A 13360-nucleotide genomic window follows, 5' to 3' on the forward strand; every position below is an offset into this window, starting at 1 on the left:
GATCGCGCCCGTGCTGCGCCGCGTGCACCGGAGCCGGTGTTGTCGCCCGCGGCCGCGCCATCACGGGAGGAGCTTGCGCACGGCACGGATCGTGACGCCGATGTGATCGCGGACAGGCTGCGCGGGCGTTTCACGCACTTTTTGACCGGCGATGGCCGGGCGTTGATCGAGGAGCGCTGCCGGGAGTCGTTGCAGGAGCATTCCAACTGGCTGGTCAGTCAGATCACGCGGGAGGTCGCGTTGGCGCTGGAGACGGAGCTGACACAATGGGTGCGCGAGGCGGTGGCGGACGAACTGGAGCGGCGAGGGCGCCAGTAGACGGATTTTTGGCGGCAGCGGCTGAAAGTAGCCGGATATTGAACCCCGCTGTGAACCCCGCTAGGCGCCGGCAGAACCTGAAACGGCCCACCGGCGCTAGCGAAAACAGTCGGCAATTAACCCGTAACCGCTCCCTTGTTCGCCGGCAACGCGAGTGCAGCATATTTCGCCAGCACGCCGCGCGTATAACGTGGCGCAGGCTGCGTCCACTCTGTGCGACGGCGCTCGATCTCGGCGTCATCCACGTTCAGTTGCAACAGCAGCTTGTGGGCGTCGATGGTGATCGAATCCCCTTCCTTGATGAACGCAATCGTGCCGCCCACGTACGCTTCCGGCGCGACGTGACCCACGACCATGCCCCAAGTGCCGCCGGAGAAACGGCCATCGGTAATCAGGCCCACGGACTCGCCCAGCCCCTGGCCGATAATCGCCGACGTCGGTGCCAACATTTCCGGCATGCCCGGACCGCCCTTCGGGCCAAGATAACGCAACACGACAATATCGCCGGCCTTGATCTGCCCCGCGACAATCGCGGTCATCGCGCTTTGCTCGTCCTCGAACACGCGCGCCGGGCCGGTGATGACCGGGTTTTTCAGGCCGGTAATCTTCGCCACGGCGCCGTCCGGAGCGAGGTTGCCCTTCAGGATCGCGAGGTGGCCTTCGTCGTAGAGGGCTTTATCGATGGGGAAAATCACGTTCTGGTCGGCGCGCGGCTTCGACGGCACGTCCTTCAATTCTTCCGCGATGGTCTTGCCCGTGATCGTGATGCAATCGCCGTGCAACATGCCCGCGTCGAGCAAGATCTTCAGCACCTGCGGAATACCGCCGGCCTTGTGCAGATCGGTTGCCACGTACTGACCCGACGGCTTCAGGTTGCAGATCACCGGCACTTTCTTGCGCATGCGCTCGAAGTCGTCGATGCTCCATTCCACCTCCGCCGCATGGGCGATGGCCAGGTAGTGCAGCACAGCATTGGTCGAGCCGCCGGTCGCCATGATCAGCGCGACAGCGTTTTCAATCGACTTCTTCGTGATGATGTCGCGCGGCTTGAGATCGGCCTTGACGGCTTCGACCAGCACGCGTGCCGATTCGGCCGCGGACGTGACCTTTTCTTCGTCGGGGTTTGCCATCGTCGATGAATACATCAGCGACATGCCGAGCGCCTCGAACGACGAACTCATGGTGTTGGCCGTGTACATGCCGCCGCACGAACCGCTCGACGGGCACGCGTTTTTCTCGATGCCGTCGAAATCTTCCTTCGACATACGTCCGGCCGAGAATTCGCCCACCGCTTCAAACGACGACACGATGGTCAGGTCCACGCCCTTCCAGTTACCCGGACGGATCGTGCCGCCATACACGTAGATGCCCGGCACGTTCATGCGCGCGAGGCCGATCATGCCGCCCGGCATGTTCTTGTCGCAGCCGCCGATCACGACCACGCCGTCCATCCACTGGCCTTGCACGGCCGTTTCAATACAGTCCGCGATCACTTCGCGCGACACGAGCGAATACTTCATGCCTTCGGTGCCCATCGACATGCCGTCCGAGATCGTCGGTGTGCCGAAAATCTGCGGATTTGCGTCCGATTTGCGGATCGATTCGATGGCGGCATCGGCGAGCTTTTGCAGGCCCGAGTTGCACGGCGTGATCGTGGAATGACCGTTGGCGATGCCGATCATCGGCTTGTCAAAGTCTTCTTCCTTGTAGCCAAGGGCGTAATACATCGAGCGATTCGGGGAACGCGCGATGCCTTGCGTGATGTTTTTCGAGCGGCGATTGAAGGCCATGTGGGGGCTCCTTGAGAATTTTTTTATCTGGTCGCGCAAGGATGAAGCTTGTGCGAACGCGTGTCCAATATATTATTCAGGGTCTATTAGGTCGTGGAAAATATCAGTGGACGCGCGGAACATTGAACTCAGATTGTTGCGTTATTTTGTGACGGTTGCCGAGGAAATGCACTTCGGCCGGGCCGCAGCGCGGCTCGCGATGACGCAGCCACCGTTGTCGCAGGCCATCCGGGTGCTGGAGGAGGCGCTCGGCGTGGCGCTGTTCGTGCGCACGAAGCGCTCGGTCGAATTGACGCCCGTGGGGAAGGATTTGCTGCCGGAGGTGCGCCGGCTGCTTGCCGGCGCAGAGGGCCTGCGCCCGCTCGCGCAATCGCTCGCGCGGGGCGAGGCGGGCGTGTTGTCGCTGGCGTTCGTCTCCACCGCCGATTACGGCCTGCTGCCCTTGCTGCTGCGCGATTTTGGCGCGCGTTATCCCGGCGTGCGGCTGCAGCTCGTGGAAGCAACCAGCGACGTGCAGGTGGAGGAACTGGTGGCCGGGCGCATTGATGCTGGCCTCGTCATTCCGCCACTGCCGCCGCGTCATGCGGTCGCGTTGTCGTATCTGCCAATCGCGCGCGAGCCGCTGGTGATCGCCATGTCGAGCGATGCCGCGGCTGAACTCGGGCAGGGCGCTCAAGAGTGGTCGGAGACGCCCGTCAGCCTTCACCAACTCGCCGATGCCCCACTCGTCGTCTTTCCACGGCGTCTCGCGCCCGGTTTCTATGACATGATTATGGGTTGCTACGGCGCGGCCGGCCTGGTGCCGCGTGTCGGGCAGGAAGCCATTCAGATGCAGACCATCGTCAGTCTTGTATCGGCCGGCATGGGTGTCGCGCTCGTGCCGCAGTCGCTGCGACATCTGCGCAGAACCGGAGTGGTGTATCGTCCGTTGCTCGAATCCGGGCCGGTCGTCGAGACCGGACTCGTGTGGCGTGCGGCGGAGGTCAGCCCGGTGCTCGCCGGTTTTATCGATATAGTGCGCGCTCATGCGGCTACCGTGCCCGCGTTGCCGTGACCCCAACACGTAGATAGAAACATGCTCATTCACCCCAATTTCGATCCCATCGCGCTTCATCTCGGTCCGCTCGCTGTGCGCTGGTATGGCCTCATGTATCTGGTGGCGTTCATCCAGTGCATCGTTATCGGCCGCTTCCGGCTGCGCTTGCCTTATGTCGCGGCGCAAGGGTGGACCACGAAAGATATCGACGACATCCTGTTTTACGGCGTGCTCGGTACGATCCTGGGCGGGCGGCTTGGGTATGTGGTGTTCTACAAGTCGAGTTATTACCTTGCGAATCCGCTCGATATCTTCAAGGTCTGGGAAGGCGGCATGTCGTTCCACGGCGGCATGCTCGGCGTGATGACCGCGATGATCCTGTTCGCATGGCAACGCAAGCGGACCTGGCTGCAAGTGACCGATTTTGTCGCGCCGCTGGTCCCGCTCGGGCTCGCGGCCGGACGCTTCGGCAACTTTATCAACGGTGAGTTATGGGGCCGCGTGACGGACCCGAAAGCGCCGTGGGCCATGCTCTTCCAGAACGCATCCGCCGACGACGCCATCTGGCTGCGGACCCATCCGCAACAGGCTGCGCAATGGCATTTGACGGAGATCTTCGAGCGTTACCAGATGCTGCCGCGTCATCCGTCGCAGTTGTATGAGATCGCGCTGGAGGGTTTTGCGCTGTTTATCGTGATGTGGCTGATGTCGCGCAAGCAGCGGCCGGTGGGCGGTATCTCGGCGGTGTTCCTGATCGGTTATGGCCTTGCGCGCTTCACGGTTGAATTCGCGCGTGAACCCGACGATTATCTCGGCCTGCTGGCGATGAATCTGTCGATGGGCCAATGGCTTTCGCTGCCTATGATCATTGCCGGAATTGGCCTGCTTATCTGGTCTTATCGACGTGCTCGGGCAGTGCCTTCGGAGCCCGCGAAGGTTTCGTGAACGGCGAATCTGCCTTTGCGAAAGCCCAAGAAAAAGCCTCGCATGAAGCGAGGCTTTTTTATATGGCAAGACTCACGTGCCTAGCGGTTCATCTGCACCGAACCCGACACGTTCACGGTCACCGTCGAGGTTCCCGCTTCCAGCGCCATGGGCGCCGACATCTTTGCATCCGCGTTCATGCTGCGCGCGGCCATCATCATCACCGGCCGTGGCGACGACCCGTTATGCCCGATGTTCACTTCACGAATGGCATAACCGCTATAGCCGAACGCCTGCGCCGAATTCTGCGCCTGTTGCTTGAACGAAGCGATAGCCTGCGTCGACAGTTTCTGCTCGGCGGCGCGCTGCGCTTCCGGCGACAGCGAGAACGTCACGCTGCCAACCTGCATTGAATCGCTCATTTTGCCGGCGAGCTTGGACGCTGCCGTGAAGTCCTTCGACTCCAGCACGACCTCCGTGCGGCCACGCCATGCAGAAATGCGCCCGTCCCGATCCGTCGATGGATACACGGTGAACGAACCGCTATGCGCCGTGACGTTCTCGACACCCTTGGCCTGGCGCAACGCTGCCTCGGCGCGCTGATTGAGCACGGTCGTCAACGAGGCCGGATCTTTCGCTTCCTGCTCATAGAACAGCGTGATGTCGACCACGTCCTGCGGTACGTCTTCGCTCGCCTGCGCCGCCAGCGACAACACGCCCGACGGCTGAGCCTGTGTCACGACGCTTTGCGCAAACGCGCTCTGTGCCATGGCGGCGCCTGCCAGCAGGACAACGGCCGCGAGTGTCGAAGTGGTGTTTTTCTTTCTCATCGTGTAACTCCGTAAGCATGAGTGCACGTCATGTGACGCGAAGCTTAGGCGCTTCTCACGCACGCGAAGTTCCCTTCAACGAGGTTACAGAAGGTGTTCGGTGATAAAGCGCCATTGCGCTTCGGTCACCGGCGTGATCGACAGCCGATTCCCTCTTGCGAGCACTTGCATGTCGGCAAGCTCTGCATGATCGCGCAGCGTGGCAAGTGGAATGAGCGGCGTCTTCTTCACGAAGTGGACGTCGACGAGCAACCAGCGCGGCTTTTCCGGCGACGACTTCGGATCGTAGTAGTGGCTCGCGGAATCGAATTGAGTGGGATCGGGATAAGCGGCCGAGGACACCTTCGCAACACCCGCAATTCCTGGCTGCGGGCAGCTCGAATGATAGAACAGCACGCCGTCGCCGATCTGCATGCCGTCGCGCATGAAGTTGCGTGCCTGGTAATTACGCACGCCGGTCCAGGGCAGGGTTTTTTTCGGAGCGTGAGCGAGATGGTCGATGCTCGCTTCGTTCGGTTCCGACTTCATCAGCCAGTAGCGCATGAATGTCGCCCATAGAGAATGTGCAGTGCAAAAGAGCATGCACGATGCAGGATTCACGATGCAAAAGAAAACGGCATCGGAAAACTTCCGACGCCGTTAATCAAATCTAGCCAATTCAAATCAATTGCTTGCAAGCTTGCGCAGAACAACACGCATGCTGCTGGAAAGGGTCCCCGCCCAAGCCGCTAGGCCGGCATCCTGAACCTGGGTTCAAGATTGGTCGCAGTAAGCAGCACCCTGGGCTCATCAGACAGAGTGACGCGCTCGCCAGTGCTACAAGGTCCCACAACCGTGCACATAGGCATTGGTTCAAGGAATATATGACCTTGGCAAACCAGGCAGGGAGCAGTCACTTTACACCAATCGTTGAGCCGATGCAGCAATGATCCGGGAAAAGTTTATGGTGACTGATGAAATTGCAAAAAGCCCGCAAAACACGGGCTTATGTAACAACTCATGCAATCATCCAGGCAACAAAATAACATCCAGGCATCAGCGCAATCGTCAAGCAATAAAAGCGAATTCCGTCCACTACCGCGGCAATTACTGCGCTTCGTATTGTGAAATCACGACGCCAAGTTGTTCGTTCATCTGATGCATGGTCCGGCGAATTTCTTCCGCCGGAAACGCTTCGCCGTGACGCACGCTGTTCTGCAGCTTAAGCAATTCGGAGGCCAGCGACAACGCCGCCATTACCGCAATCCGATCCGTGCCGCGCACGCTGCTCGCATTGCGCACCTTCGACATTTCCGCGTCCACGCGCGCCACCGCTTCACGCAGCGCGTCTTCGGTTTCCGGCGAACACGCGAGCCGATACGGTGCGCCGAGAATGGATACCTCGATCTGCTTCGTCGTCATGCCTTTTCTCCGTGATGGTGTGACTCTTCATGCAACGCACCGTGCGCCGATTCGGCGGTATCCGGTTCGATGCCATCGGGAGGCAAAAGGGCAAGCTGGTTATCCGGTTCGGGCGCAGCTTTCGCGCGCGGCAATTTTTCGAGAATCGCGTTGAGGCGAATCTGCGCGTCGTCGATTTTCGCGGACAGCGAATCGCGCTCCGCCACCAGTGCGTCGCGTTCTTCGCGCATGGCCGCAAGCTCGCCCTGCGTGTTGGCATATTCGGCGCGCAACTGTTCGAGTTGCAGGGCCAGCGCGTTGTGAGCTTGATGATGGCGTTCGCTGATCTTGATCAGCCGGCCGATATTCTGTGACAGTGATTCGAGTTCGTTGAGCATGTGCTGCGTCCTCTTAAGACCTCGCATTTTAGCGCGCTTCTCCGGCGCTTCAGAAAATTGGTTCGTTTCCAGACGTAACAGCAGTCGGTCTTCAAATCATTGGCGCGGGCCTTTATTCGTAGGGGGAAACGCTTTATAGGGATTTATTCTCTCATTCATTCAGGCGTGCGAGCGGTCTTCGGATTATCACGCAAAACCCCTTAAAACAAGGGCGAATCGAATGTTTTAACCCCTGCGTGAGCAGTCCGCACGCCTGCATTGTCCCGCTTTCTTGACGGGCCATTGTGCCGCTCTTAAACTCCCGCCACCTTGGTGCTCGCGCGCGCCTGCCAGTGCGCGCAGTTAAACGGGAAGCAGGGAGCGGAGTCCGCCCGGACGAGCCAACCTGCGCTGCCCCCGCAACGGTAAGCGACTACAACGCAAGTTGCAAGTCGGTCCCAACGCGTTTTGTCCGGCCCATTTCACCACTCGAAATGGCGTCCGGCAGCACGCGGTTATGCCACTGCGCCTCTCGCGCGGGAAGGCGGGCCGATGCGTCGCCAGCCCGGATACCGGCCTCGGGGAGAGCGCTGCCTCGCGGCGGCGTTCGTCACGCATGGACCTGCGGGGAGCGGGTCGCGCATGCTCCAACCGGACCTTCTCCAGCCATGGTTTCACCTATTGCCCGCGCAGTGCTGCTGCTATTCGGCGGCTTGCCTGTTGTCGCGCTCGCTCAATCTTCCCCCGTCGCGGCGGATGTTTCCACCGAACCTGTACCGCTTGCGCCCGTCGTTGTGACGACGACCCGTGTCCCGCAGAAACTCGCCGATTCCATCGCGCAAACCACGCTTTTCGATCAGCAGGATATCGCCGATTCGAACGCGACTGACGTCGCGGGCCTGCTCGCGCTCGCCCCCGGCGCGCAGATCACGCGCAACGGCGGTCCGGGGTCGCCGGCGGGATTGATGTTGCGCGGCGCATCGTCGGCTCAGTCGCTTGTGCTGATCGATGGCGTGCGGGTCGAATCGGCGGGACTTGGTGCGGCGCAACTCTCGCAACTGATGCTCGACCAGATCGATCGCGTGGAGGTGGTGAACGGCAATGTGTCGGCGCTGTATGGATCGAATGCGGTCGGCGGCGTGGTGCAGATCTTCACCAAGGACGGCGGCAATCATCCGCCGCGCTTCAACTTCGAGACGGAAGTCGGCAGCTATCACACGCAGCGCCAGCAGCTTGGCGTGAACGGTGCGCTCGACAAAGACGGCCGCACCACGTTCAACGTGACGGTATCGCGGGAAAAAACTGATGGCTTCTCGTCCATCGATCCCGCCACGTCGCCGAATGTGAATCCCAACGCGAACGGTTATCTCAACGAGAGCGTGGCGGCCACGCTGCGCCATCAGTTCACCGACAAATGGGATGCAGGCGTGCGCTTCCTCCAGTCGAACGGCATCAATAGTTTCGATAGCAACTACGGCCTGCCGACCGATCAGAACGAGTCGCACAATCGCGTGCGTTCAACGTCGGTTTTCGCGAACGGCAAGATCACCGATAACTGGACCACGCACTTCATCGTGGCGCAGGGGCAGGATCGTGCCGATACCGAGTTGAACGGCGTTTATAACGGCAAGTTCAACTCGGAGAACCGGCAATACACGTGGCAGAACGACATCGCGCTGACGCCTGATCACAAGCTGTTGTTCGGCTATGAACATCTCGACCAGACGTTGGACTCGGATCAGGTCATTGCGCCCGGCCGGCATGTCAATTCGCGCTTCGCGGGTTATCTCGGCACGTTTGGCGCGAATCAGTTCCAGGCCAACGTCCGCCATGACCAGTACTCCGACTTCGGCGGCGCCAATAGCTATTATCTCGGCTACGGCTACCATTTCGATGCGAACTGGAAGGCCACGCTGAGTTATTCCGATGCCTTCCGCGCGCCAAGCTTCGACGATCTGTACTATCCGTTCAGCGGCAATCCGTCGATTCAACCCGAGCGCAGTCATTCGGTCGAAGCGGCATTGCAGTACGCCTCGAGCGCGGTGGGCATCGTGCGGCTGACGGCGTTCCAGACGCGTTATACGAACCTGATCGACTATATCTCGGACGGCAACGGGTTTTTCATCGCGCAGAATGTGGGGCGCGCGAAGGTGCAGGGGCTGGAAGGATCATGGGCGGGGCATGTGGGACGGACCGACGTGCGCGCGTCGTTCACGCTCCAGAATCCCATCGATGAAACCAATCAGCAGGATTTGACACGCCGCGCCCGCCGTTTTGCGACGCTTGCCGTGAATCGTTCGATAGGCGGCTGGCGAATTGGCGGCGAATGGATCACGAGTGGGGCGCGCGAGGACTTCGATTCCACGCTCGGCGGGTATGGTTTGGTGAATCTATCGGCGCGTTATGACATCACGAAGTCGTGGTATATCGGCGCGCGTATCGACAACCTGTTCAACAAGGACTATCAGCTTGCGTACTCATACAACACGCCGCGCCGTGGTGCCTATATCACGCTCGGCTGGCAGCAGCAGTGAGCGTTAAGCGCATGAATGCGCGGCGCGCCTCCATGGTCTGGACCGTGCTTGGCCTGGCCGCGCTCGGGGTGTTCGTGGCATCACTGGCGCTGGGAAGTATTGCCGTGTCGCCGCTGCGGGTGATCCACGCGCTCGTGTCGCAGTCGACCGACGTGATCGATGAAATCGTGCTCAGCCTGCGCTTGCCGCGCGCGCTCGGCGGCTTTGCTTGCGGTGCATTGCTTGGCATGGCCGGTGCGCTGCTGCAGGTCTTGCTGCGTAATCCGCTGGCTGAACCGTACGTGCTCGGCGTATCGGGCGGCGCGGCGGCGTTCGCGCTCGCCGCGATGTTGTTTTCCCTGTCGTGGTGGAGCGTCGATGCCGCTGCGTTCGCTGGTGCGTTCCTGTCGATATTGCTCGTGCTTGGCCTTGCCCGGCGCGAGTTGTGGCGTGGCGAACCGCAGGATGCATCGCCGAGATTGCTGCTCACCGGCGCGGTGATCGCGGCGGGGTGGGGCGCGTTGATCACGCTGATGCTGGCTATTGCGCCCGAGAACCGCTTGCGCGGCATGGTCTTCTGGCTGACAGGCGATCTGAACGGCGTCGCGATGCCGTGGGCCGCGTTGATCGCGCTGGTCGTTGCGCTGGTCGCGATCGTGCCGGTCGCGCCGCAACTCAACATATTGCTGCGTGGCGATGTTGCGGCCGAAGCGCTTGGCGTGCCCGTCGTGCGCTTGAGATTGCGCGTGTATCTGGCTGCGTCGCTTGCCGCTGCTGCCGCGGTGACGACGGCCGGGACCATTGGGTTTATCGGGCTCGTGGTACCGCATGTGTTGCGGCTCGCGTTCGGCAACGATCAGCGCATGCTCCTGCCTGCATCGGCGCTTGGCGGTGGGCTGGCTGTGATGGGCGCGGATCTGATCGCGCGCACGATGATCGCGCCGGCGCAGTTGCCCGTGGGTGTGATCACCGCGCTGATCGGCGTACCGGTGTTCTTGTGGATGCTCCTCAGGCGCGCGCCATGAATGGACTTCAAGTCAATCAACTAACGTTGCGCGTAGTGGATCGCGTGTTGATCGCGGATCTTACGCAGATGTTCGCGCCCGGCGAAATGTGGTGCATCGCCGGTCCGAACGGGGCGGGCAAGACGACGCTGATCGCGGCGCTGGCGGGGTTATCGAAGGCGGCGTCGGGTGCGATTTCGCTTGACGGGAAAGTGCTTGGCGAATGGCGGTCCAATGACTTGGCTCGCCGACGCGCGTTGATGCCGCAAGCCACGCACGATGCATTTAGCGCCACCGTTCTCGATACCGTCATGCTCAACCGCTTTCCGCATCTGAGCGGCTGGGGCTGGGAAAGCGATGCGGATCGCGCGGCGGCGCATTGGGCTTTGCAAACTCTCAGCCTCGCCGCCTTTGCTTCACGCGATGTCTTGTCACTCTCGGGCGGCGAACGTCAACGCGTGGCGCTGGCGGCAACCTTGTGCCAGGATGCGCCGTTGTTGTTGCTTGATGAACCGCTCGCCCATCTCGATCTGCATCATCAGATCGATTGCCTTGAAGCGTTGAGCGGATGGATCGGATCGAAGCCACGCAGCGTGATTTTCTCGTGTCACGATCTGAACCTGGCCCGCCGTTTCGCCACGCACGCTTTGTTACTCGATGGCGCCGGCCACGCGCATGCAGGCCCGGTTCGCGATGTCCTTACACCCGAGCGAGCCAGCGCCGCGTTCGGTTATCCGCTTACGTTAATTCAACAGGACGGTCACGAGGCGCTCGTGCCCGTGATGCGCTCAACCTCACCATGAACCAGACCATGCACGACACACTTCCCCGTCCTGAACCGCTCGATCGATCAATGACGTCCGAGCTGCAGCATGTGATCGATACGAAGACAAAACCGCCCGGCAGTCTCGGCCGGCTCGAAACCCTTGCTCTTCAGATCGGGCTGATTCAGCGGACTTTGCGACCGCGTATCGAACGTCCGGGGATCATCGTTTTTGCCGGCGATCATGGGATTGCGGCCGAGGGCGTGAGTCCGTTTCCGCAAGAGGTGACGGTGCAGATGGTCGCGAATTTCATCGCGGGCGGGGCGGCGATCAATGCGTTATCGAAGGCGGCGGGCATGACGCTCGAAGTGGTGGACGCCGGTGTGGCGAGCGCATCGTCGGCGGCCGCAGGGTTCGTCGATGCAGCGATCCGGCGCGGCGGCACGCGCAACTTCGCGCACGAACCGGCTATGACGCACGAGGAAGTGTTGCAGGCCATCGCGCGCGGGGCTGCGCGCGTGCGTCATCATGCGGCGCTCGGAACCAACGTGATCGGGTTCGGCGAGATGGGGATTGCGAACACGTCGGCGGCGGCGTGTCTGATGAGCCGGATGTGTGACGTGTCTGTTGATCTGTGCGTAGGACGCGGCACGGGACTCGACGATGCCGGTTTGAACCACAAGCGTGACGTGCTTGCTGCAGCGTTGAAAAAGCATGCCGCGTCCATCGATCCTCTGGATACCCTCGCCACCTTCGGCGGCTTTGAAATCGCGATGATCGTCGGCGCGTTTCTCGCGGCGGCTGAAGCGCGCATGACGATTCTCGTCGATGGTTTTATTGTTACGTCCGCGTTGCTTGTGGCTCACGCGCTTAACCCGGCTGTTCTCGATTACTGCGTATTCGCGCATGCATCCGATGAAACGGGTCATCGGCGAATGCTCGAGCATCTTGGCGCGGCGCCCTTGCTTCAACTCGGATTGCGGCTCGGCGAAGGGACAGGCGCTGCGCTCGCGTTGCCGTTGTTGCGCGCGGCGGTGGCGTTCATCAATGAAATGGCGAGCTTCGAATCGGCTGGCGTTTCCGACAAGGCTCCGTGATCCCGTCATGAACCGCCCATCGCAGGAGCTCCGATATTTTTTCACCGCGCTCGGGTACTTTACCCGCGTGCCGGTGCCGCGTTGGGTCGGCTTCGAAGCGCACTATCTGAACGCAGCGGCGCGGTACTTTCCGTTGATCGGCGTGCTGGTCGGCGGGCTCGGCGCGGTCGTCTATCTCGCCGCGCTGCAGGTGTTTCCAGCGGGCGTGGCGGTGTTGTTATCGATGGCGGCAACGCTTCTTGTCACCGGCGCGTTCCATGAAGACGGTCTCGCCGATTGCACCGATGCCTTCGGCGGCGCAACCACCCGCGAGGACGCGCTGCGCATCATGCACGACTCGCGGATCGGCGCGTTCGGCGCGATTGCGCTGATCGTCGTGCTTGCGCTGAAGTGGCAGACATTGACCGCGATGCTGCCGCTGCGCACAGCATGGATGATCGTCGCGGCGCACGCGGCAAGCCGCACGATTGCCATCAGCTATCTCTGCACGCTCGACTATGTCCGGGCAGTTGGCAAAGCAAAACCGGTCGCGCAGAAGATGAGCGCGAGCGCGTTTCTTTTAGCTGCGCTGTTTGGATTGCCGTGGCTTTTCTGGCCCGACTGGCGGCTTGGCTGCGTGATGATCCTGGCGCTCGGCGCGTTGCGGTTTGTCATCGGGCGCTATTTCGTCAGGCGTATCGGCGGTTATACCGGTGATTGCCTGGGCTTCGCGCAGCAACTTTTTGAACTCGCTATCTACTTGATCGGACTCGGATGGATCTCGTCCTGATTCGCCATCCGGCTGTGGGTATCGATGCCGGGATTTGCTATGGCCGCACCGACGTTGCGCTTCTCGCCGATGTCGAGGATTCGGCGCGTCTGCTGAGCGAGCGTTTGCGGCTGCTTAAGGTGCCTGCGGTTGAAGGTGTCTGGCACACGAGTCCATTGAGCCGTTGCCGATTATTGGCCGAAGCGCTTGGTCCCATTCGCGCCGATGCTCGTTTGCAGGAACTCGATTTCGGCACATGGGAAGGGCAGCCGTGGGACGGCTTGGACCGCGCAATGCTCGATGCCTGGGCAGCAGATCTTGAGCACGCTCGCGAGCACGGCGGGGAGAGTGTGGCGCAGTTTGCCGAGCGAGTGGCGAGTTGGGCCGATTCGGTTTGTACCGCCGATACCAACGGTCCGATTCACGTTGTGACGCATGCCGGAGTCATGCGTATACTGACGGCGCACTTACTTGGCGTTGCGCGCGCGAACGCGATTCAATGGCCGCTGGATTTTGGAGCAATCGTTTGGTTCAAACGCGTGCGCGGCGAGTGGCTGCTTGTGCGCTGGAATGCTTGAA

14 protein-coding genes, 1 other RNA gene and 1 riboswitch are annotated in these 13360 nt (G+C 61.2%); of the genes, 9 read left to right on the forward strand and 6 right to left on the reverse strand.

What is annotated here, in order from left to right; genetic code table 11:
- Positions 1 to 318, forward strand: a 318-nt coding sequence (locus EOS_RS31045) for a DUF2486 family protein (RefSeq protein ID WP_152693199.1), incomplete at its 5' end; no start/stop codon positions are given.
- A gap of 116 nt (positions 319 to 434) precedes the next feature.
- Here EOS_RS31045 and ilvD read toward each other — a convergent pair.
- Complete coding sequence (ilvD, locus tag EOS_RS31050; RefSeq protein ID WP_047896034.1) at positions 435 to 2108, reverse strand: dihydroxy-acid dehydratase; 1674 nt, start codon at positions 2106 to 2108, stop codon at positions 435 to 437.
- A gap of 106 nt (positions 2109 to 2214) precedes the next feature.
- Between ilvD and EOS_RS31055 the strand changes: the two genes are divergently transcribed.
- Both EOS_RS31055 and lgt read left to right on the forward strand, forming a co-directional pair.
- Positions 2215 to 3162: a LysR family transcriptional regulator gene (locus tag EOS_RS31055; protein ID WP_075645419.1), complete on the forward strand. Its 948-nt coding sequence runs from the start codon at positions 2215 to 2217 to the stop codon at positions 3160 to 3162.
- Positions 3163 to 3183: 21 nt separating this feature from the next.
- On the forward strand, positions 3184 to 4089 hold the full coding sequence (gene lgt / locus EOS_RS31060) for a prolipoprotein diacylglyceryl transferase (RefSeq protein WP_047896035.1): 906 nt from the start codon (positions 3184 to 3186) through the stop codon (positions 4087 to 4089).
- A gap of 80 nt (positions 4090 to 4169) precedes the next feature.
- On the opposite strand, the gene EOS_RS31065 is transcribed toward lgt, so the two are convergent.
- The 5 genes from EOS_RS31065 to EOS_RS31080 form a co-directional block, all read right to left on the reverse strand.
- Complete coding sequence (locus EOS_RS31065) at positions 4170 to 4898, reverse strand: SIMPL domain-containing protein (RefSeq protein ID WP_047896036.1); 729 nt, start codon at positions 4896 to 4898, stop codon at positions 4170 to 4172.
- Between the two features lie 84 nt (positions 4899 to 4982).
- Complete coding sequence (locus EOS_RS31070) at positions 4983 to 5441, reverse strand: EVE domain-containing protein (RefSeq protein WP_047896037.1); 459 nt, start codon at positions 5439 to 5441, stop codon at positions 4983 to 4985.
- Between the two features lie 166 nt (positions 5442 to 5607).
- Positions 5608 to 5789, reverse strand: a non-coding RNA gene (gene ssrS / locus EOS_RS43930) — 6S RNA.
- Positions 5790 to 5984: 195 nt separating this feature from the next.
- On the reverse strand, positions 5985 to 6299 hold the full coding sequence (locus tag EOS_RS31075; RefSeq protein ID WP_047896038.1) for a cell division protein ZapA: 315 nt from the start codon (positions 6297 to 6299) through the stop codon (positions 5985 to 5987).
- A complete protein-coding gene (locus tag EOS_RS31080) occupies positions 6296 to 6676 on the reverse strand; it encodes a hypothetical protein (RefSeq protein ID WP_047896039.1) in 381 nt (126 codons plus the stop codon). Before EOS_RS31080 ends, EOS_RS31075 begins: the two co-directional genes overlap by 4 nt.
- 293 nt (positions 6677 to 6969) lie before the next feature.
- Positions 6970 to 7250, forward strand: a riboswitch (cobalamin riboswitch).
- 73 nt (positions 7251 to 7323) lie between these two features.
- Here EOS_RS31080 and EOS_RS31085 point away from each other — a divergent pair.
- Genes EOS_RS31085 through cobC form a run of 6 tightly spaced genes read left to right on the forward strand, consistent with a single transcriptional unit; the run spans position 7324 to position 13359 of the window.
- Positions 7324 to 9189: a TonB-dependent receptor domain-containing protein gene (locus tag EOS_RS31085; RefSeq protein ID WP_047896040.1), complete on the forward strand. Its 1866-nt coding sequence runs from the start codon at positions 7324 to 7326 to the stop codon at positions 9187 to 9189.
- 11 nt (positions 9190 to 9200) lie between these two features.
- Positions 9201 to 10193 (forward strand): FecCD family ABC transporter permease, encoded by a 993-nt coding sequence (locus EOS_RS31090; protein WP_047896061.1) that lies wholly within the window; start codon positions 9201 to 9203, stop codon positions 10191 to 10193.
- Positions 10190 to 10975, forward strand: coding sequence for an ABC transporter ATP-binding protein (locus EOS_RS31095; protein WP_047896041.1), 786 nt, complete (start codon positions 10190 to 10192; stop codon positions 10973 to 10975). The genes EOS_RS31090 and EOS_RS31095 overlap by 4 nt, the downstream gene beginning before the upstream one ends.
- Before the next feature lie 8 nt (positions 10976 to 10983).
- Entirely contained in the window at positions 10984 to 12033 is a 1050-nt protein-coding gene (gene cobT / locus EOS_RS31100; RefSeq protein WP_082163576.1) for a nicotinate-nucleotide--dimethylbenzimidazole phosphoribosyltransferase, read from the forward strand.
- A 7-nt stretch (positions 12034 to 12040) separates the two neighbouring features.
- Positions 12041 to 12802 (forward strand): adenosylcobinamide-GDP ribazoletransferase, encoded by a 762-nt coding sequence (locus EOS_RS31105; RefSeq protein ID WP_047896043.1) that lies wholly within the window; start codon positions 12041 to 12043, stop codon positions 12800 to 12802.
- Positions 12787 to 13359, forward strand: coding sequence for an alpha-ribazole phosphatase (cobC, locus tag EOS_RS31110; RefSeq protein ID WP_047896044.1), 573 nt, complete (start codon positions 12787 to 12789; stop codon positions 13357 to 13359). Before EOS_RS31105 ends, cobC begins: the two co-directional genes overlap by 16 nt.
- The last annotated feature ends 1 nt before the right edge of the window (position 13360 follow it).

Source organism: Caballeronia mineralivorans PML1(12), assembly GCF_001028175.1.
Classification (GTDB): Bacteria; Pseudomonadota; Gammaproteobacteria; order Burkholderiales; family Burkholderiaceae; genus Caballeronia; species Caballeronia mineralivorans.